Origin of the sequence: Pelodictyon luteolum DSM 273, assembly GCF_000012485.1 — a bacterium.
Lineage (GTDB): Bacteria > Bacteroidota > Chlorobiia > Chlorobiales > Chlorobiaceae > Chlorobium > Chlorobium luteolum.
Window position 1 is genome coordinate 2194379 of record NC_007512.1, and the last position, 19630, is coordinate 2214008.

General features: G+C 58.7%; 15 protein-coding genes and 1 tRNA gene. 4 read left to right on the plus strand and 12 right to left on the minus strand.

The genetic code is table 11. The features are described from left to right. Positions 1-8: 8 nt before the first annotated feature. Both PLUT_RS10195 and eno read right to left on the minus strand, forming a co-directional pair. Positions 9-323, minus strand: a complete 315-nt coding sequence (locus tag PLUT_RS10195) for an FtsB family cell division protein (RefSeq protein ID WP_011358683.1) — start codon at positions 321-323, stop codon at positions 9-11. Positions 324-421: 98 nt separating this feature from the next. Beyond that, entirely contained in the window at positions 422-1735 is a 1314-nt protein-coding gene (gene eno, locus PLUT_RS10200; RefSeq protein WP_011358684.1) for a phosphopyruvate hydratase, read from the minus strand. Positions 1736-1904: 169 nt separating this feature from the next. On the opposite strand from eno, the gene fusA reads away from it, so the two are divergent. Beyond that, positions 1905-3977 carry an elongation factor G gene (gene fusA, locus PLUT_RS10205; RefSeq protein WP_011358685.1) on the plus strand — a complete coding sequence of 691 codons (2073 nt, stop codon included), beginning with the start codon at positions 1905-1907 and terminating at the stop codon, positions 3975-3977. 86 nt (positions 3978-4063) lie between these two features. Here fusA and PLUT_RS10210 read toward each other — a convergent pair whose 3' ends face one another. From PLUT_RS10210 to PLUT_RS10220, 3 genes are all read right to left on the minus strand, one after another. Continuing rightward, positions 4064-4816 carry a polyprenol monophosphomannose synthase gene (locus PLUT_RS10210; RefSeq protein ID WP_011358686.1) on the minus strand — a complete coding sequence of 251 codons (753 nt, stop codon included), beginning with the start codon at positions 4814-4816 and terminating at the stop codon, positions 4064-4066. 90 nt (positions 4817-4906) lie between these two features. Beyond that, complete coding sequence (locus PLUT_RS10215; protein WP_011358687.1) at positions 4907-5623, minus strand: indolepyruvate ferredoxin oxidoreductase subunit alpha; 717 nt, start codon at positions 5621-5623, stop codon at positions 4907-4909. Between the two features lie 93 nt (positions 5624-5716). Beyond that, positions 5717-7921, minus strand: a complete 2205-nt coding sequence (locus tag PLUT_RS10220) for a photosystem I reaction center subunit IX (protein WP_011358688.1) — start codon at positions 7919-7921, stop codon at positions 5717-5719. Between the two features lie 387 nt (positions 7922-8308). On the opposite strand from PLUT_RS10220, the gene dapF reads away from it, so the two are divergent. Further along, positions 8309-9115 carry a diaminopimelate epimerase gene (gene dapF, locus PLUT_RS10225; RefSeq protein ID WP_011358689.1) on the plus strand — a complete coding sequence of 269 codons (807 nt, stop codon included), beginning with the start codon at positions 8309-8311 and terminating at the stop codon, positions 9113-9115. A gap of 131 nt (positions 9116-9246) precedes the next feature. Next, positions 9247-9414, plus strand: coding sequence for a rubredoxin (rd, locus tag PLUT_RS10230; RefSeq protein ID WP_041464217.1), 168 nt, complete (start codon positions 9247-9249; stop codon positions 9412-9414). 70 nt (positions 9415-9484) lie between these two features. Here rd and mtgA read toward each other — a convergent pair whose 3' ends face one another. Then, positions 9485-10312, minus strand: a complete 828-nt coding sequence (mtgA, locus tag PLUT_RS10235; RefSeq protein WP_011358691.1) for a monofunctional biosynthetic peptidoglycan transglycosylase — start codon at positions 10310-10312, stop codon at positions 9485-9487. An 88-nt stretch (positions 10313-10400) separates the two neighbouring features. Between mtgA and PLUT_RS10240 the strand changes: the two genes are divergently transcribed. Further along, positions 10401-10817 carry a c-type cytochrome gene (locus PLUT_RS10240; RefSeq protein WP_011358692.1) on the plus strand — a complete coding sequence of 139 codons (417 nt, stop codon included), beginning with the start codon at positions 10401-10403 and terminating at the stop codon, positions 10815-10817. Between the two features lie 45 nt (positions 10818-10862). On the opposite strand, the gene PLUT_RS10245 is transcribed toward PLUT_RS10240, so the two are convergent. The 6 genes from PLUT_RS10245 to atpA form a co-directional block, all read right to left on the minus strand. Next, positions 10863-10935 (minus strand) — tRNA-Arg (locus tag PLUT_RS10245). A 49-nt stretch (positions 10936-10984) separates the two neighbouring features. Beyond that, positions 10985-12865 (minus strand): DNA mismatch repair endonuclease MutL, encoded by a 1881-nt coding sequence (mutL, locus tag PLUT_RS10250; protein ID WP_011358693.1) that lies wholly within the window; start codon positions 12863-12865, stop codon positions 10985-10987. An 89-nt stretch (positions 12866-12954) separates the two neighbouring features. Continuing rightward, complete coding sequence (locus tag PLUT_RS10255) at positions 12955-14250, minus strand: CinA family nicotinamide mononucleotide deamidase-related protein (protein WP_011358694.1); 1296 nt, start codon at positions 14248-14250, stop codon at positions 12955-12957. Next, the gene (gene thrA / locus PLUT_RS10260) at positions 14243-16702 is read right to left on the minus strand and encodes a bifunctional aspartate kinase/homoserine dehydrogenase I (RefSeq protein ID WP_011358695.1); all 2460 of its coding nucleotides are present in this window, start codon (positions 16700-16702) and stop codon (positions 14243-14245) included. The genes PLUT_RS10255 and thrA overlap by 8 nt, the downstream gene beginning before the upstream one ends. Before the next feature lie 375 nt (positions 16703-17077). Continuing rightward, the gene (locus PLUT_RS10265) at positions 17078-17950 is read right to left on the minus strand and encodes a F0F1 ATP synthase subunit gamma (RefSeq protein WP_011358696.1); all 873 of its coding nucleotides are present in this window, start codon (positions 17948-17950) and stop codon (positions 17078-17080) included. A gap of 48 nt (positions 17951-17998) precedes the next feature. After that, the gene (gene atpA / locus PLUT_RS10270; RefSeq protein ID WP_011358697.1) at positions 17999-19579 is read right to left on the minus strand and encodes a F0F1 ATP synthase subunit alpha; all 1581 of its coding nucleotides are present in this window, start codon (positions 19577-19579) and stop codon (positions 17999-18001) included. Positions 19580-19630: the final 51 nt, after the last annotated feature.

Consider the following 19630-nt stretch of genomic DNA (forward strand, 5'->3'; position numbering starts at 1 on the left):
AGAACGGGCTACTCCTCACTGATGATATAGATGCGTTCCCCCGTGCGGCGGAAATTATACCTCTCCCGGGCAGCCTTTTCGATGCTGTCGGGATCGGATGAATGGCGGATGCGGGCCTCGTTCCGGATGATCCGCTGCTGCCCCTCCTCCTGCGTTCGCAGCAGGCTCCGGTGCTCTGCCTCCATGGAGATCCTTGTCAAGAGACCGTAGTCGTCAAAGAGGAGCCAGGTAACGAACACAACGGCAAGCACCGCGAAAAAAAACTTTTTCGGGTTGGTGCGTACATAGCCCCAGAACATGTTCAGCGTGTGTTTCAAGCTCAAGATGCCTCAGGATATTTTTCGCCCCGGGGAAGCCGAAGGAAAGAACCCGTGCCGGCCAATGAGACAGCACGGGGTTCCCGCCTCGGAAGCATGCACCCTCAGACCCTGAAGGCCTGCTTTCCGGGATAGATTGCCTGCTCGCCGAGCTCTTCCTCGATGCGGAGCAGTTCATTGTACTTCGACATGCGGTCGCTGCGCGACATGCTGCCGGTCTTGATCTGTCCGGCATTGGTCGCTACAGCGATCTGGGCGATGGTGCTGTCTTCGGTTTCGCCGCTGCGGTGGCTGATGACCGAGGTGTATCCGTTGCGCTTTGCCAGATCGATGGCCCGGAGGGTTTCGGTAAGGGTACCGATCTGGTTGACCTTGATGAGAATCGAGTTGCCCACACCTTTTTCAATGCCCTCGGCGAGGCGCAGGCTGTTGGTAACGAAAAGATCGTCGCCGACAAGCTGCACACGGTCTCCGATCTTTTCGGTGAGGAGCTTCCAGCCTGCCCAGTCGTCTTCGGCCATACCGTCTTCGATGGAAATGATCGGGTAGGTGTTGGCCCACCCTTCCCAGTAGGAAGCCATCTCTTCAGAGGAGAGTTCGCGCTTATCGGACTTCTTGAAGACGTATTTCTTTTTCTCCGTATCGTAGAACTCGGAGCTTGCAGGATCGAGTGCGATCATGACCTGAGCGTCGCCGAGGCCGCCTTTCGAGGCGGGAGAACCTGCCTTGTAGCCGGCCTTGCCGATGGCTTCGACCACAAGCTCGATAGCTTCTTCGTTCGAACGGAGGTTGGGTGCGAACCCGCCTTCGTCACCGACGGCAGTGCTGAGGCCGCGGCTGTGGAGAAGAGCCTTCAGGGCATGGAAGATTTCTGCACCGCAGCGAAGTGCATCGGAGTAGGTGCTGAACCCTATCGGCATGATCATGAACTCCTGGAAGTCGACGGTATTGTCTGCATGGGCGCCGCCATTGAGCACGTTCATCATCGGAACCGGAAGCGTATTGGCCATGGTGCCGCCGATGTAGCGGAAGAGCGACAGGCCGGAGTATTCGGCTCCGGCTTTGGCGCAGGCCATGGAGACGCCGAGAAGGGCATTTGCTCCGAGTTTGGATTTATTCGGAGTGCCGTCGAGCTCGAGCAGGCGGGCATCGATCTCTTCCTGCTCGGTCACGAGCATGCCTCTGAGCGCTTCGTCGATGACGGTGTTGACGTTCTCCACCGCTTTCAGGACGCCTTTGCCGAGGTAGACCCCCTTGTCGCCATCACGCAGTTCCACTGCCTCATGCACGCCGGTCGACGCACCGCTGGGAACGGCTGCACGGCCGAATGAACTTTCAGTATAGACGTCGACTTCGACCGTAGGGTTGCCCCGTGAGTCAAGGATCTGGCGGGCGTGGATTTTGTGGATTACAGGCATGGGTAACGATGATTTGGGTTGCGGTGGTTCGCTGGAAAACCAAAATATATCCTTTTTTCCATAGCATTTCACCCCCGCCTGAGAAGCAAATAGGACTTTTTTTCGTTAATTGACTCTTAAGCTTCAACTGCTGCACCGTTCCATTACCTTCCAACAAGGAGTAACCGCCATGCAAGCTGTCCAACCCGATCAAATCCGCAACATCGTCATCACAGGCCATGCCGGCAGCGGCAAGACCATCCTCACCGAATCCCTTGCTCTCTCGATGGGACTCATAAACCGGGCTGGCAGCATCGAGGAGGGCAATACCCTCTCCGACTACTCACCCGATGAGATAAGCCGCAGGCACAGCCTCAACACCAGCCTCATAAACGGAATGTGGCAGGGCTGCAAACTGAACATCATAGACACGCCCGGCCTGATTGACTTCCATGGCGACGTAAAGTCCGCTATGCGCGTGGCCGACACGGTGCTGGTCACCGTCAATGCGTCCACCGGCGTGGAGGTTGGCACCGATACAATCTGGGAGTACACCAAAGAATACTATAAGCCGACCGTCTTCGTCCTGACCAAGCTCGACGCCGACCGAACGCGCTTCAACGAGACAATCCAGGAACTGCAGGACCATTTCGGGCACCTCGTCACCCCGATCCAGTTCCCGGCAGAAGAGGGCGTCGGACATCATATACTCATCGATGTCCTTTTGATGAAGCAGCTCGAATTCAACCCGGACAAACCGGGCAGCATGACAGTCTCCGACATCCCGGACATTTATCTGAAACGGGCTGAGGAACTTCACCAGCAGCTTGTCGAAGCAGTCGCCGAAACCGATGAAGAGCTTATGGAGCGCTTCTTCGAGATCGGTTCCCTGACCGAGGACGAACTGCGCCACGGCATCAAAAGTGCACTTGTATCCCGCACCTTCTTTCCGGTGTTCTGCACCTCTCCCCTGCACCTCATCGGCTCTGAGCGTCTGCTGAACGCGATGGTCAACCTCTTTCCTTCGCCCATAGAGCGTGGCCCGGAGCACTCCCTCTGCACGTCCGGCCAGAACGAACAGCTCCTCGAACCCGATCCGGCAGGCGCCACCATCGCCTTCATCTTCAAGACCATGTCGGAACCACGAATCGGTGAAATATCCTACCTACGGGTCTATTCCGGCCATCTTGAATCCGGTCATGAACTCCAGGACGTGCAGACCGGCCAACTTGAAAAACCCGGCCAGATCCACACCGTCATCGGCGAAAAACGTACTCCGGTCGACAGCCTTCTTGCCGGTGACATCGGCATGGTCGTCAAGCTGAAGGATGCACATACGAACGACACCCTTGCCGACAAGGGCACCAACTGCCGCATCAGCCCCATCACTTTTCCCGTTCCGGTACTCGCCACGGCCATCGTGCCGATCACACAGGGCGATGAAGAAAAGATCTCGGCGGGACTCCACCACCTGCATGAAGAGGACCCGAGCTTCTCGATCGAGCATGATGTCGAGTTCAACCAGACCATTCTCAAGACGCAGGGAGAGACACACCTCGATATCATCCTCAGCCGCCTTGAAAAGAAGTTCAATGTGAAAGTCGAGACCGCCCCGGTAAGGGTCCCATACCGCGAAACCATCCGCGTACAGGCCTCTGCCCAGGGTCGCCACAAGAAGCAGTCGGGTGGACGCGGGCAGTACGGTGACGTCTGGGTAAGGCTCGACCCCGCCCCTCGCGACAGCGGATTTGAATTCACAAGCGAGGTGGTCGGCGGCGTGGTCCCCACCCGCTACATCCCTGCCGTTGAAAAAGGACTCCGCGAGGCTATCGCCTCCGGAACCCTAACCGGCTACCCTGTGGTCGATTTGAAGGCTGTCGTTTACGATGGCTCGTACCACCCTGTCGACAGTTCTGAATTCGCGTTCAAGATTGCAGCCGGAATGGCGTTCAAGGCGGCCATCGAAAAAGCTAAGCCGATGGTTCTTGAACCTATTGCGGAGCTCACCGTGACCGCACCCGACCAGTACACCGGAGAAATCGTTGGGGATATTTCAGCCAAACGGGGAAAGATACTCGGCATGGAGGCGGACGTCCGGATGCAGGTGGTCAAGGCGGAGATTCCGCAGTCAGCTCTTCCGGCCTTCCATCACTCGCTGACGCGCCTCACCCAGGGCAGAGCACGTTACAGCTATCATTTCAGCCACTATGAAGAAGCGCCGGCCGAGGTGGTGCAGCAACTGGTTGCTGAAAAGAATGACTGAGCAGCATTGAAGGCAGCAATAGTAGCGCCGGGCAGCATCATGCGGCCGCCCGGCGTTTTTTTTCGTCCCCCCAAAAAAAACTCCGACTAAAGCATTCCGACAAGCGATTTCAGTTTCAGCCACCAGACCATCCATACCGCTTCGCGGATGTTCCCTCTCGTCATCTTCGACAGCCCCACGGTCCTGTCGGTGAACACAATCGGTACCTCCTGAATCCGGAACCCTTTCTTCCATACCCTGAAGTTCACCTCGATCTGAAACGAGTACCCCTGCGAAGCGATGCGGTCAAGATCGATTGCCTCAAGCACTTCACGCCGGAAGCACTTGAACCCCCCGGTCGGGTCTGCAACGGGCATGCCGGTGATGACCCGGGTATAGATGCTAGCCATTTTCGATAGAATCAGGCGGCTGAGCGGCCAATTGACAACGTTGACCCTGTTGCCGACATATCGGGACCCTATCACGAGATCCGCAGTTCCAGCAGCGTCAATAAGTACGCCGACCATGGCAGGGTCATGCGAGAAATCGGCATCCATCTCCAGTATGAACCTATATCCACCCTCAAGCGCATAGCGGAATCCCTGAATGTAGGCAGTGCCTAGCCCGAGTTTTCGCTCCCGCTTGATGAGATGCAGCCCCCGACAGTGCTGCTGCATTTCAGCGACAATACTGGCGGTCCCGTCAGGCGAACTGTCGTCGATGACCAGGATGTCGAGAAGCCGGCCGAACGACTTCTGAAGGGTGTCGATGAGACGCCCGATGTTCTGGCTTTCGTTGTAGGTTGGTATGATGACGAGGGCGGAGGCATAGCCCGCTCCCCCGATCTCTTGCTCGTTCATACGTCTATTGACAGAGGAGACTCGAAAAAAAAGAGCATTGTCAGGCTGACAATGCTCTTGTAAAAAACAACGATACGTTCCAGCCTCTCTTCAGCGGGCTTCGCGGTGGAAGCGATGCAGGAAGCGGAGATCAAAATCAAGACGATCAGGCGGCGTGAATGAGAAGTCGAGGACTTCTCCGTCAGGCAGCACTTCAACAAGCGCGCCGGAAGGGCACTCATCACCAGAGAAGCAGGCCGAGCAGGAAATACATGCAACCTGATCGATGTAGCAGCGGAAGCCGCCTTCCTGAACGTCCCCGTAGAACTTGTAGCCGATGGCGTTGACCTTCGGTGGACACTTGTCAAGGCAGAGGCCGCATCCTACACAGAGATTCTCGAAGATGAAGTAATGCTTCTTCGCCCTCGGAGCCGCAGGCTTCATGGCCGGAGCGGCAGCAGGTGCGGCCTTCGGTGCCGGAGCTGCGGTCGGTGCCGGTTTTGCTCCTGCAGCGGGCTTGGCAGCGGGTGCTCCTTTAGCCGCAGGTGCTGGTTTTGCAGCGGGCGCTGGTTTTGGAGCAGCAGGCTTCTTATAGGGCAGCGCGGATTCCTGCCGGACGCCGCAACGGCCAAGGTTGACATTCAGCGGCTCAAGGCGGGCCTTGCCGGCCGGTTTCGCCGCCGCACCCTTCGGCGCTGCCTGCCCCTGCTTCGCGGCTGGTGCCGGTGCCTTAGGCGGCGCACCCTTCGGCGCTTCCGCCTTGGGCGCAGCCGGAGCCTTCGCGGCTGGTGCCGGCTGAGTTTCTGGCTGTTTTACAGGATCGGCCATCAGGGAACCCTCCTCTATTGATTATAGTCTTCTGTAGTTTCCTATTGCATTCTGACCATAAGGGGAGCCCGGAAGCCCCCCCGGTCAGGCAGTTCATGCAATAAGCTTCATCAGGTAGTCCACCACCTGAGTCAGGAGCACCTGACCGGACACCGCTGCGTCACTGACGGTCGGCGGTAGGGGTGAATCAGTCTGATAGAACCCGTTGGCCATGAAAAGGAACACAAGCATAAAGGTTCCGCCGAAGTACAGGAAGGTACCTGCAAGCTTCGAGTCCGAGATGGTCAGGACAGGGAAACGGAAGTTGACGTCCCTGCCGAGGAACTTCTTGCCTAGCCAGCGGATGGTGCGGGTCTGGATATCGGCACCTTCAAGACGGGAACCGCGATCCTCGAACCATACTGCAAAGCTGATGAACCATACAAGGTGACCGATCATCAGAATGGTCGAGAGATGCGAGCTCGAGAAAATCGTCACGGTCTCTGTCCAGAAATAGTAGAAAATGCCGGAGGTATAGTGGTGGGCTAGGCCGGCCACAGAGTCCCAGGCTTTTGCGTCAGCCGCAGGCACACCGTACATCATCGAAGCAATCCATGCGCCGTCGATATACCAGCAGACTGCAGACAGACCCTTCACTCCCCAGAGCATGGCAAACCAGAGCTGATCCTGGATCGAAACGCCGCAGGTACCGCCGTAGACAGGTCCGAGACAGGGGAAGGAGTACGAGTTCTTCTTCAGACCGAGATCATCCCAGAGGGGTGAGGTGTGGGCGAAGAAGGCGATGCGGACAAGTGCGATAAGCGAGAAGAGCGAACCTGCCACGATGACGTGGACCATGACCCAGTCGTTGATGCTCGGGTCTGCAAACATCCACTGGAACATCGGAAGCGGCTTCAGCCAGTAGAACGACATCATGATGTTCGTTCCGAAGATGTTCAGCTCGCAGATGGTGTTCCACACGATGACAGCGTAAACGGAAAGCATGGTGGCGAAACACAGCGCCATGACAGTACCGAGGATCTTGACCTGGACTTCCTGATTGCGGCCCTTTGTGATCCAGATGGACTTGATCTGATTGTAGAGGCCGTTGAGCTGGATCTTGAGGAGGTACTGGCCACCATGGTAGACACCTGCGAAGACATAGAGTACACCGCAGATGATGTGGTTGAAGGTGATGAGGTTGATGACAACCCTCGACATGCCGAACGATGCGCCGTTCTTGGGAAGGATTGCGAAGGGAGCGAATTCCGAGAATTCCTTCGAGCCGGAGACGATCCGGCCGCCTTCCTGCACGAAGTCGTAGCTGACACGGTTGAACGGCTCACCATAGAGATAGAACACCAGCTTGTCGAGCTCCTTGTAATAGGGCGCGAAAGATGGCTGCTGGAAAGCGACGAAGGCGATGACACCAAGAGCGATGTTGATGTAGCCTATCGCGGTGAGATGCACCGAGAAGGCTGCTTTCATGTCGTCATTGAGGTGAATGGCCGCATTCGGGGGGTTGTTCCACCAGTAGATGCCGAGAGCAAAGAAGGCCACGAACCACACGAACGACATAAACGTCTCGGAGTTGATGGTCTGGAAATCAGGAACAGGTGCGAAACCGAGCACGAACCACATGAGCAGGCCCCATCCGAGGAACAGGAGGGACATGTAGACGGCGTGGGGTCCGAGAGCATCTTTGTATGTCTTTGCGCTGGTTCCGTTGAAGACCATGTCACCGAACTTGCCGAGGAAACGGAAATCGCGGAAGTTGCCTGCGCGGCCGGTAAACGGATTGGTCAGGTTGTGGGTCCAGTGACGCCAGCCGCCGAAGAGGAGGATGGAGCCGGAAAGGAAGTGGAACGCTGCCCAGCCGATGAGATTGGTCGCTGCCTGCTGGAGATCTGCTGTCTGGGTGCTGTAGGTGTCGATGCCGAGAGAGACCATCCTCGGTTTGATGGTGAGGTAGAACCAGTTGTCATGGAACCCGGGCATTCCACCGAGCCATGCCGGGAAGACCTGGATGCCGGAGAAATAATAAATGGCCATGAGGAATCCAAGAACGCCGAGAAGGGCGAGATGGCCGCCGACGACCTGTTCGTCGTCGATCTTGTCGGTGTCGAACACCTGGTACCATTTCGTGGACCGGGTCTCTGTCCGCTGGAACAGGAACCTTCTCATTTTGGCGGCATCCTGCTCCTTGATGACGGAAGGACCGCCCGAAGCGCCGCTCGCCTTCGGAGAAGGAGCGCTCCCCTTGGGAGGCGGAACCGTCCCCTTTGGCTTGACTCCTGCCGGATTCACTTGTTCAGCCATTGTATTCTCTCCTTTGTTTGGACATATTTCAGGTTGAAGAAACCGAAAGAAACCCTCCGGACCAGCGCCATACACCGTACTGAGGAATGGTCCATCGGAGCAAGTGTTCCACCCATCCCCGGCAAAGCAACGAAGGCACCTTTCCCGGTGCCGGCCATACCGGAATGGCTGCTGAGGCGGTCTTCCCACCTGACGCAGTATTAAATAAAATAAGAAAAATTATTTAATAATAAATTTTTTTGGGCCGCCATTACAGGGCTATTGTTTTATTATAAAGTAGGAAAGCCCCTACGGGGACTGCTTTGGCGGAGCATTGGCGGCAAGGGTCCTCATGAAAAGCCAGGAGCACGAAGCCCCTCATCAACACCATTCCAACACATTCTGGGCATGAGACGAGAGATCCCATTCAGCAAACTGTCCGGTGCAGGCAACGACTTCATCATCATGGACAACCGTGACCGCTCCATCACCCTTGAGGCTTCGGCCATCCGTGCGCTCTGCACACGCCGTACCGGCATCGGCGCCGACGGGCTCATCCTCATCGAGCCGTCAGAAACAGCATCATTCAGCATGCTCTATCACAACGCCGATGGTCTGCCCGGCACGATGTGCGGCAACGGAGGCCGCTGCGCGGTCTGGTTCGCCAGGAGCATCGGGGTGCAGCCGGACGCCGGGGGGTGCTTCCGTTTTGAGGCAAACGGCGACCCCTATCAGGCATGGGTGAGCGGACCCGAAACGGTACGGCTCCGGATGCGCGAGCCACGGGGCATAAGGGACGAAATCGATCTCGGCGGTCAGTACTGTGCCTTTATTGATACCGGCTCGCCGCACGCCGTGATCCGCACCGAAGGGCTTGATGCCGTGGATGTGGTCGGGGAGGGCCGCGCCATTCGCCACCGCACCGACATCTTCCCCGGCGGCACCAATGTCAATTTCATCGAAGTGACCGCCACCGACAGCATCGACCTCAGAACCTTCGAGCGGGGCGTCGAAGATGAGACCCTCGCATGCGGAACCGGAGCGGTCGCAGCCGCACTTCTCAGCCGCCGCCTCGGCATGACCTCAGCCGACAGCATCAGGGTCCGGGTGAAAAGCGGTGACATGCTCAACGTGACGTTCAGCGAAGATATGCGGGAGGTCTATCTCACCGGACCGGCGGTCATCGTCTATACCGGCGTGGTGAAAGCAGGCTGAACATCGGTCGATGAAATCGGCAGGACACGATGAACTTTTTACAGGCGGGGGGAATTCATTTTCGCTGAATGGGCAATAGCCCCCGATACAGCCTTAAATCAGAACCCTTCAACACCAAACGGAGAATCATCATGCAGAAATGGGTATGTGTGCCTTGCGGTTACGTATACGATCCCGAAGCCGGAGACCCCGACAGCGGCGTCCAGCCCGGAACGCCTTTTGAAGATGTGCCCGAAGACTGGGTATGCCCTGTCTGCGGCGTCGACAAGACCCTCTTCGAACCCTACGAAGAACGTTGAGCCTGAGGGCCGCAGCCAAAGGCGCACTCCTTCCCTCGTATCCATCTGCACGCCGCCATCCGCGGCGTGCTCAGTTTCCGCCCTCTCCAGAATCCATGAACACCCCGTCGATCAGCTCGCGTGGAACACCGATCGTGATGGTATCTGAGGCTGCCGCCGTAGCCGTGGTATCGACCGGAAGCGGCACGCGTCCCCCATAGGATGGCGCCACAATCCCCCGTTTCTGCATGATGCGGTAAATGATGGCGGAGCGCTTCCGGACATAACGGGAACTGCCGGTGGGTGACCAGCGGATGGGGTTTGGGAGTACGGCGGCAAGACGTGAGGCCTGACGGGCGTTCAGCCGGCCGGCACTGGTGCCGTAGTAGTGGCGGGCAGCGGCTTCAATGCCGAAAATGCCATCACCCCATTCGGCAGAGTTGAGGTAGAGCTCCAGAATGCGGCTCTTTGAGAGCGACCGCTCGATCCGCCAGGTGAGGATCGCCTCCTTGATCTTGCGCACCGGGTTCTTCGATGGTGAGAGATAGAGGTTCTTTGCCAGCTGCTGGCTGACGGTGCTCCCGCCCATGGCGATTTTGCGCTCCTTGAGGTTTTTCTCCAGCGCATGCTCCATCGCATCGTAGTCGAACCCGTCATGCTGCCAGAACTTGTCATCTTCAGCAATCAGCACAGCCTTGACGACGTTTTTCGATATGGCGGAGAGAGGGACGACCTTCCGGTCGGTCTTCCTTCCGCTGTATCCGGCACGGCGCCATGCCTCCACCCGGTAGCGCATGAACGCGGTGGTCTCCGGGGTTTTCCGGGCAAGACCCTCCACATCGGGAATGACGAAGTAGCGCACGATATCTACCACAAAAAGGCAGAAAAGCAGGATGGCGATGTTCCGAAGGAACTTCATATGCTGGGGCGGTTAGTTTTTTTGGGTACCTTTTCCTTTCGAAGGCAGGAATATTTCTTCATCCAATGTAACACGAGGAAGCACCGACATGAAACTGGTCATACTGCCGCTTGCGGCTGGACTCATCCTCTCGGCAGCAGCCGTTGACTGCTTTGCCGCCGCTCCGGACGGGAAAGCGGTCTTCGAGCGCAACTGCAGCGTCTGCCACAGCGTGGCGCCGCCGCCAAAATCCGCTCCACCGATCATTCCCATCGCCTCCCGCTACCGTGCAAAGTTCTCATCGAAAGCCGAAGGCGTCAAGGCAATGACGGCATTCATGCAGTCGCCCTCCAAAGCGGCATCGGTCATTGAAGCGCAGGCCATCGAACGCTTCGGCCTCATGCCCGCAATGTCGGCACTCAGCGAAGCAGACCTCCGGGCCGCAGCCGGATGGGTCTGGGATCAGGGCGGTGCAGGCATGGGTCCCGGCAGGGGTGCTGGCCAGCCAAAAGGCAGCTGCCGGTAGTATTGAAAAACCCGGAGGGTTGCTCCGGGCTCTCTGTTCTTTATGTACCCTTGGGCAGACTCGAACTGCCGACCCACAGTTTAGGAAACTGTTGCTCTATCCACTGAGCTACAAGGGTAGCTGTCTGAAGCGGGAATTTAGCATCTTTGGCCGAAAGAAGCAAACACTCAGGACCTGCCGAACATATGGTCGAGCTCGGTCAGCGTCATCTTGATGATGACGGGCCTGCCATGCGGGCATGAGTAAGGTTCCCTGGTGGCGAAAAGATTGTCGATGAGGGTGCGCATCTCCCCCATCGAGAGTTTCTGGCCCGCCATGATGGCGTTGCGGCAGGAGTATGATTTCGCCAGATTGTCGCGCCTCTCCAGCCGCAGCCGGGTGGCGTTCTCCCTGTACTCGGCAATCATGTCCTGCATGATGGTGGCCTCGCTTCCGGGCCGCACATCCTGCGGGACGCCCTCGATCATCACCGCCCGGGTCCCGAACGAACGAAGGTTGAAGCCCAGCCGGTACAGATCGTCTTTGATCTCCTCGAACACTTCATACTCCCACGGCCGGAACTCGACCTTCTGCGGAAAGAGCAGCTGCTGGGAGTTCGGCACGCGGCTCTCCATCACCTCCACCGCGCGTTCGTAGAGCACCCGCTCATGAGCCACGTGCTGGTCGATGATCATGAGCCCGGTCTTGATCTGGCAGATGAGGTACTTGTTGTGGAGCTGCCAGATCTTCGGTTCCTCCCCTTTCGGCTCCACTCCGGCGCCTTCCGGGCCCTCGTGCATGCTCGAGCGGAGCAGCTGTGAGATATCCTCACGGGCCGCCGGGACTTCAGGAACAGGGAACATCACCTCCTGGTGTGAAGGCTGCGGAACTGCCGGGCGGGAACTGCCGAATGCCCCTTCGCGATAGCTGCCGTAGAGCTCTCCGGTCGTAATGGCCCGTTCCGGGACCTCCTGAAAAGCAAGGGTCCTGAATCCACCCCCGCCGGCATGAGTGAACCCCCGGGAAGCGGAATCATCCCCTGCCTGCGAGGTCCGTCCTCCTGCGGCAAGATCGGGGGAAAAGTCATGCAGTGTCACGGCCCGCTTGATGACGGGGTAGAACATGTTGCGCACGCTTCGCTCATCGTCGAACCGGACCTCGAGCTTCGCAGGGTGCACGTTGACATCCACCCGTGAGGGATCGATACCGAGAAAGAGGAGGGCGAAGGGTGCCTGGCGCTCTACAAGCAGCTCGGCATATGCCTGCTGGAGAGCCTGGGTGAGCATGCGGTTCTGGATCGGGCGACGGTTGATGAAGAAGTACTGGTCGAGCTTCTTTCGCTTCTGGAGCGCCGGGCGGCCGATGTATCCCCTGATGGAGAGGTAGTCGTTTTCTTCGCCGACCTCGATGAGGCTGTCGGCAAACCCTTTTCCGTAAAAGGTATCGAGGCGCTCCAGCATATCGGAAGTGCGGAAGTTGAACAGCTCCTGGTCGTCGTTCAGGAGCTGCCACTGTATTTCAGGGTAGGCGAGGGAAAACGAACGGACGAGTTCGAAAATATGGCCGTACTCGGTGGCGTTGGACTTCAGGAACTTCCGGCGCGCGGGGACGTTGTAAAAGAGATTGCGGACGCTCACCGAGGTGCCCGCCTCACCCTGCACCTCAGACTCTTCCACTGCAATGCCGCCCTCGTAACGGAAACGGAGCGCGACAGGCGCATCGGTCATGCGGGTGCGGAGCTCGAAATGGGAGACGGAGGAGATGCTGGCGAGTGCCTCGCCACGGAATCCGAGGGTCCCGAGGGTATCGAGGTCATCGACGTCCCTGAGCTTGCTTGTGGCGAACCGCTCGACCGAAAGAAGTGCATCCGCCCTGCTCATTCCCCGTCCGTTGTCGATGATGCGCACCAGTTCCCTGCCGGCGTCTTTTATAACGACTGAAATCCGGTCGGCGCCGGAGTCTATGGCGTTTTCAAGGAGTTCCTTGACGACGGAAGCCGGCCGCTGGACGACCTCCCCCGCTGAAATCTTGTTGGCTACATTGTCCGGAAGCCTGGCAATGGATGGCATACCTGTTCACAGATGAATACTGTTCGACTGAACGTGCTCGAACAGCAACTTATCGATAAATACCCGTCTTTGAAAGCGACGGGGGGAAGTTATCCGCCCTGTTCACCCCGAAGCGCCACCCAGAGATCACGAAGCGCAGCCTCCGAGAACCGGTGCTTGTTCTGAAGGCGGTCGCCGTGCATATGGAGAGTCCGGACTCCGACCGACGGCCCCGAGCCCGGAACCTGGCGGGCGATGGCAAGACAAAGGGTGCCGACAGGCTTTTCAGGGCTCCCGCCCCCGGGGCCGGCGATGCCGGTAGTGGCAAGAGCAATCGAGGTTCCGCTGCGGCGGAGGCAGCCGAGCGCCATGGCGCAGGCCACCTCTTCGCTGACCGCTCCGTGTGTGTCGATGAGGCCCCGGCTGACGCCGAGCAGTTCTTCCTTGGCGCTGTTGCTATAGACTATGAACCCCTGCATCAACGAAACCGATGAGCCGGGCACATCGGTCAGGCGGCTCGCTATGAGCCCTCCGGTGCAGGACTCCGCAACGGAAAGTGTCAAGCCGCCAGAAGCCAGCATGCCGATGATGGTCTCCTCGAGGCTTGCCGTTCCGACGGCGAAGATGAAAGCCGCGGCCCGCTCCCGGATGGCCTCGACCACAGCGGCATTGTCCCGTTCTGCACGCAGGGGGTCCCGGGCGATGGTGCTGACCATGAGGTCGACCCCTGCGCCGTGCGGCAGGTATGCCAGGCTCGTGCCCTCCGGCAGCGAGTCCTCGATGTCGGGGAGCATGTCGGCAAGCGTGGACTCGCCGATGCCGGTGGTCTTTACGGGGGTGTGGATGATCGTCGTATCGCTGAGGCCCCTGAGCCACGGCTGGACCGTCAGCTCCATCATGGCCTCCATCTCTACCGGCACACCGGGCATCAGCACCAGATGGCTTCCGCCGAAACGCTCTCCTGCGGGGATGATCATTCCCGCTGCCGTACCGCGGGTGTTCGGGATGGCCCTCGAGCCATCAAGCACCATGGCCTGGCCCTGCATGAGTTCGCTCATTGTCCTGCCGTGGGCCGTGACCCGCCGTTCGACCTCCCTGAGGGCATCGGGGTCGAGCCGGAGGCCGAGCCCCAGGAGTTCCCCGGCGGCCTTCCGCGTACGGTCATCCCTCGTAGGTCCGAGTCCGCCGGTCACAAGCACCACATCGGCACGGCCGAGCGCCTCCCTGAACACTGAGGCCATCTCGCTCTCGAAATCGGAACATGCCGTGACGCGAACGACCGGAATGCCGACGGAGCCTAGGCTGCGTGCGATGAAGGAGGCGTTGGTGTTGACGCGCTGGCCTTTCAGCAGTTCATCGCCGACCGAGACGATTTCCGCCCGAATGGACGGCACCCGTTCAGACAAGGTAGCCGGCGATGCGCAGGATGTCGGCGAACACGCCTCCTGCGGTTACTTCTCCGCCCGCACCAGGTCCCTTGACAACAAGCGGAGTCTGGAGGTATCGGTCGGTGGTGAACACAACCATGTTCTCGGAACCGCTTAGTCCGGCAAGGGGGCTTTCCAGCGGGACCCGCTTGACGCCGATACTGGCTTTCCCGTCACGGATCTCGCCGGCAAATGAGATGGTCATCCCTTCCCGGCCTGCATCTTCGATGGCATCGCTGTACCCGTCGTCCACACAGCTGAGGCGCTCAAGGAAGGTGTCGACATCCATCTCGCCCCGGAGTTCTTCGGGAACAAGGCTCTCGCACTCCACATCGTCATACTCGAGCTCGAAGCCGAGTTCGCGGCCGAGAATGAGGAACTTGCGTGCGAAATCCGCTCCAGAAAGGTCATCGCGGGGGTCCGGCTCGGTGTAGCCGGCCTGGCGCGCGCTGCGAACAATTTCGCTGAACCGTCCACCCTTGCGGAGTTCGTTGAAAATGAAGCTGAGGGTCCCGGACAGCACACCCTCGATGCTCCTGATTCTGTCGCCGCTGTTTTTAAGGTCACCGAGGGTGTTGATGATCGGCAGGCCGGCGCCGACGTTGGTCTCATAGAGAAAACGCGCATTGCTCAGACGGCGAGCATCGCGGATTGCGCGGTAGAGCGGCCAGGGCCCCGCCATGCCGAGCTTGTTTGCCGTGGCGACGGAGATGTCGGAGCGTAGCAGCTCGGGATATTTAGCGGCGACATCGGCACTTGCGGTACAGTCGACAAAAATGGTGTTGTGCAGGTTCTTCTCCATGATGAAGCGGAGGTAGCCATCGATTCCCTGGTAGTCGCCACGCGGCTCCAGGGCATCCTGCCACCCTTCGAGGTCGATGCCGGAGGGGTTGAATGCGATGCTGCGGGTGTTGGCCATCGCGGCCACAACCACGTCGAGTCCGTTCTCCTCCTGGAGTTTCTTTCGATGCGCCGAAATCTGGCCGATCAGGCTTTTTGCAATCGTGCCGGTGCCCGCGATGAAGACATGCACCCTTCGGCGTGAGAGGAAGAAGGATTCGTGGATGCAGTTGAGTGCCTTGTCCTCGTCATGGCTCTCGACGACGAAGGAGATGTTCATTTCATTCACCCCCTGGGCGACGGCAATGACATTGATGCCGTTCTTTCCGAGGGTTTCGAACAGCTGGGCCGACACGCCGGGATGCCCCGACATGTTGTTGCCGACAACGGCGATCATCGCAAGGTCGCGGCGGACGGCGAGCGGGTCGATCTGGCGGGCAGTTATTTCGGCAGAGAACTCGTCATCGAGTACAAGCTTCGCCTCGGCGGCCTGCGCGGGGTTGATGGCCAGGCTGATAGACTGCTCAGAGGAGGCCTGCGAGATGAAAATGACGTTGATGCGGTGCCGTGCCAGGCGGGTGAAGAGTCGCGAGGCAATACCCGGTACACCGACCATGCCGCTTCCGGAAAGATTGAGGAGCACCACCGTGTTGATGGAGGTGAGGCCCGTAACAGGAAGAACGACCGCTTCATCGCGATGCTCGTCGCGCTCGATGCGCGTTCCGGCGGCCCCGGGGTTGAACGAGTTCTTGATAATCAGAGGAATGGATGCCTTCATGGCCGGCTGCACGGCGAGGGGGTGGAGAATCTTCGCGCCTGCGTGCGACAGCTCCATAGCCTCGGCATAGCTGATATAGGGCAGCACCCGTGCATCGGTGACACGCTTGGGGTCGGCGCTGAAGAAACCATCAACGTCGGTCCATATCCATATTTCACGAGCACCGAGCGCAGCGCCGAGAATAGAGGCCGTGTAGTCTGATCCGCCACGGCCGAGTGTGGTCACGGTACCATCAGCGGCGGCGGCAATGTAGCCGGTCACCACGGCAAGCTCGGTCTCCCGGGCAAGGCGGAGGGCGACGCGTTCGCGGGTAGCCGGTTCGTCAAGCCGGGCGTCGGGATAACTGGCATCGGTCACAATCAGCTCGCGGCCGTCGACATAAACGGCAGGAAGTCCCGCCTGGCGGAGCCATGCGGCAACGATCCTTGCCGACATGCGCTCTCCGAAGCTCTGCACGAGAGCGGAGCTTTTGAAGGATAGTTCACGGAGAAGGAAAATCCCGTGCAGGACATCGTGCAGTTCTTCGAGTTCCCGGCGAAGGATGCCACTGAGCTCCTCAAGGGCTTGCCCCTCGAGCAGATCTGCCGCCACACTAAGATGGCGTTCCGCCAGTTCTTCGTGAACGGCCACGTACCCGCTGTCGCCTCCGCATGCCCTTCTGGCGGCTTCCAGCAGGCGGTCGGTCACCCCATGCATGGCAGAGATGACAATGACAAGGCGGTCGTCAGCGAGCGCCCTGGAGATTATGCCGGAAACGTTCCTGATACGGTCGGCCGATCCGAGGGAGGTTCCCCCGAACTTGAATATTTTCATGTGCAATCGAGTTACTGGGTATTAATGTCTCCGTAGAATTTCATCCATTGCGCGTTAAAATACAACTATCCTGATGCAGCGTAACGACCGGAACGATTGAGGGAAACGGTCCGGCTGCGCGTGACATCCCGATAAGCCGCGGCACTCGTTGCTCCTAATATAAAAACCTTTACCATAACAGCCACCGAAACCGTAACCCTCTCATTTATTGCGTGATACGCCCTTGCATTTTGTGATGGATGAGCCCTCATGCCCATCCCCGGTCCGTGCACGGCACACGCCCCCGGGCTGGTCTATGGAACGAGACGGCAATGCGCTCAAAAAAAAAGCGCCCCGAGCGGGGCGCCTTTTCTTGTTCTCCATGGGAGAAGTGTATCAGTTCTGCAGTGCATCGGCACCACCGACGATCTCGCTCAGCTCCTTGGTGATCGCCGCCTGGCGGGCACGGTTGTAGCTGATATTGAGGCCGCGGAGCAGTTCCTTTGCGTTCTCGGTCGCAGAGTCCATGGCGGTCATCCTTGCTGCCTGTTCGGCGGCATTGGATTCGAGCATCATTCCCCAAACCTGCGTATTGAGGTGCTTCGGAACCAGCTCTTCGATGATCGCTGCCGGCGAGGGCTCGTAGATGTAGTCGCCACCCTCGGCAACAGGCAATTCGCTCTTGATCGGAAGCAGTACCTCGGCCTTCAGGGTCGGGGCAAGCACCGACTTGAACTCGTTGTAGACCACGACCACCCTGTCCACCTCTCCCTTGACGTACATCGAGGAAGCGGTTTCGGCAATCTCGCGTGCCGTCGAGAAATCAAGGTTCTGGAACACCGCGGGATACCCTTTCAGCACACTGTAGCCCCGCTTGCGGAAGAAATCAAACCCGCGGGTACCGGCGCAGATCAGCTGGACGTTGCCGGCAGCGTATGCCGCAGCATACTCTTCATGGATCGTGCGGTGCGCAAGCTTGATGATGTTGGTGTTGAAGGCGCCGCAGAGCCCCCTGTCAGAGGTGATGAGGACCACCAGGACCCTTGAGGCATCCGCACGGTCGGCAAGCAGCGGCGATGCGGAGGTATCGACCTTGCCGGAAAGCGAGCCGAGCATCTCCTTGAGCTTGGCTGCGTAAGGTCGGGCCATGACCGCCCGCTCCTGCGCCTTGCGGAGCTTCGCAGCAGCAACCATCTTCATGGCCTTGGTCACCTGCTGCGTCGACTTCACACCCTTGATGCGAACTCGTATGTCCTTTAATGTTGGCATGTATTACGGGTCGTTAATGAATTATCTGAATTACCCTGCACCGGCCAGTCAGGCCTTTACCTTGTCGTTGAAGGTGGTGACGAACTTCTGCGCCGCCTCTTTGAGCCTTCCGGCCACGTCGGCCTCGAGTGCACCGGTTTCTGCAATGGATTTCAGGATGTCGCTGTGCTTCAAGTCGAGCATGGCGAGGAACTCTTCCTCAAACTTCTTGACATGCTGCACTGCAACAAGGTCGAGCAGACCCTGGGTGCCGAGGAAGATGATGGCGACCTGACGTTCAACAGGCATCGGCACATACTGGCCCTGCTTGAGGATTTCAACAAGACGTGCACCGCGGTCGAGCTGCGCCTTGGTGGTCTTGTCGAGGTCGGAACCGAACTTCGAGAAGGCTTCAAGCTCGCGGAACTGTGCGAGATCGAGGCGAAGGGTACCGGCAACCTTCTTCATCGCCTTGATCTGGGCAGCACCGCCAACGCGGGAAACCGAGATGCCGACGTTGATTGCAGGACGCTGTCCGCTGTTGAACAGGTTCGACTCGAGGAAGATCTGACCGTCGGTGATGGAGATCACGTTGGTCGGGATGTATGCCGACACGTCACCGGCCTGGGTCTCGATGACCGGCAGCGCGGTGAGACTTCCTCCACCCTGCACCATCGGGCGGAGAGCGTCGGGAAGGTCATTCATTTTCTTTGCGACTTCGATGTCGTCGGTAATCTTTGCAGCCCTTTCAAGAAGGCGGGAGTGCAGGAAGAACACATCGCCGGGGTATGCTTCGCGTCCCGGGGGACGGCGGAGCAGGAGGGAGAGCTGACGGTAGGCAACTGCCTGCTTGGAGAGATCATCGTAGACGACCAGCGCATGGCGGCCGGTGTCACGGAAGTATTCGCCGAGTGCGGCGCCGGCAAACGGAGCAATGAACTGCAGCGGCGCAGGATCGGAAGCCGTGGCCGTAATGACGGTGGTGTATTCCATCGCACCATGCTTCTCGAGGGTGTTTACCACCTGTGCGACGGTCGAGCCCTTCAGGCCGATGGCGACGTAGATGCAGTAGACGCCCTTGCCCTTCTGGTTGATGATGGTATCGAGCGCGACGGCGGTTTTGCCTGTCTGGCGATCGCCGATGATGAGCTCGCGCTGGCCGCGGCCGATCGGGATCATGGAGTCGATTGCCTTCAGACCGGTCTGGAGCGGTTCATGCACCGACTTGCGGTAGATGACGCCGGGAGCGCGGCGCTCGAGAGGAAGACGGATGTCGGTATCGATGATACCTTTGCCGTCGATGGGTACGCCGAGCGGGTTGACAACCCTGCCGAGCATTGCTTCACCAACCGGAACAGAGGCGAGGATGCCCGTGCGCTTGACGGTGTCGCCCTCTTTGACCTCGGTGGAATCACCGAAAAGCACAGCACCTACGTTGTCCTCCTCCAGGTTCAGAGCCATGCCCATGACTTTGTTCGGAAACTCAAGGAGTTCACCGGCAGCAGCTTTGGACAAACCGTACACACGTGCGATACCGTCGCCGACCTGCAGCACGGTTCCCACATCATAAACTTCGGCTTCGGACTCAAAGCCGGCAAGCTGCTTGCGAAGTATGGATGAAACTTCATCAGGCCTGACTGTTGTAGACATATGCTTATTCCGCTTGGTTATTTGTTAAGAAAAGAGAAAGATTCTGCTTAC

What these genes read in the sequence shown, in the direction of transcription:
- eno (WP_011358684.1), bottom strand. Translation starts at nt 1,735, where the DNA reads ATGCCTGTAATCCACAAAATCCACGCCCGCCAGATCCTTGACTCACGG.
- fusA (WP_011358685.1), top strand. Translation starts at nt 1,905, where the DNA reads ATGCAAGCTGTCCAACCCGATCAAATCCGCAACATCGTCATCACAGGC.
- PLUT_RS10210 (WP_011358686.1), bottom strand. Translation starts at nt 4,816, where the DNA reads ATGAACGAGCAAGAGATCGGGGGAGCGGGCTATGCCTCCGCCCTCGTC.
- PLUT_RS10215 (WP_011358687.1), bottom strand. Translation starts at nt 5,623, where the DNA reads ATGGCCGATCCTGTAAAACAGCCAGAAACTCAGCCGGCACCAGCCGCG.
- PLUT_RS10220 (WP_011358688.1), bottom strand. Translation starts at nt 7,921, where the DNA reads ATGGCTGAACAAGTGAATCCGGCAGGAGTCAAGCCAAAGGGGACGGTT.
- dapF (WP_011358689.1), top strand. Translation starts at nt 8,309, where the DNA reads ATGAGACGAGAGATCCCATTCAGCAAACTGTCCGGTGCAGGCAACGAC.
- rd (WP_041464217.1), top strand. Translation starts at nt 9,247, where the DNA reads ATGCAGAAATGGGTATGTGTGCCTTGCGGTTACGTATACGATCCCGAA.
- mtgA (WP_011358691.1), bottom strand. Translation starts at nt 10,312, where the DNA reads ATGAAGTTCCTTCGGAACATCGCCATCCTGCTTTTCTGCCTTTTTGTG.
- PLUT_RS10240 (WP_011358692.1), top strand. Translation starts at nt 10,401, where the DNA reads ATGAAACTGGTCATACTGCCGCTTGCGGCTGGACTCATCCTCTCGGCA.
- mutL (WP_011358693.1), bottom strand. Translation starts at nt 12,865, where the DNA reads ATGCCATCCATTGCCAGGCTTCCGGACAATGTAGCCAACAAGATTTCA.
- thrA (WP_011358695.1), bottom strand. Translation starts at nt 16,702, where the DNA reads ATGAAAATATTCAAGTTCGGGGGAACCTCCCTCGGATCGGCCGACCGT.
- PLUT_RS10265 (WP_011358696.1), bottom strand. Translation starts at nt 17,950, where the DNA reads ATGCCAACATTAAAGGACATACGAGTTCGCATCAAGGGTGTGAAGTCG.
- atpA (WP_011358697.1), bottom strand. Translation starts at nt 19,579, where the DNA reads ATGTCTACAACAGTCAGGCCTGATGAAGTTTCATCCATACTTCGCAAG.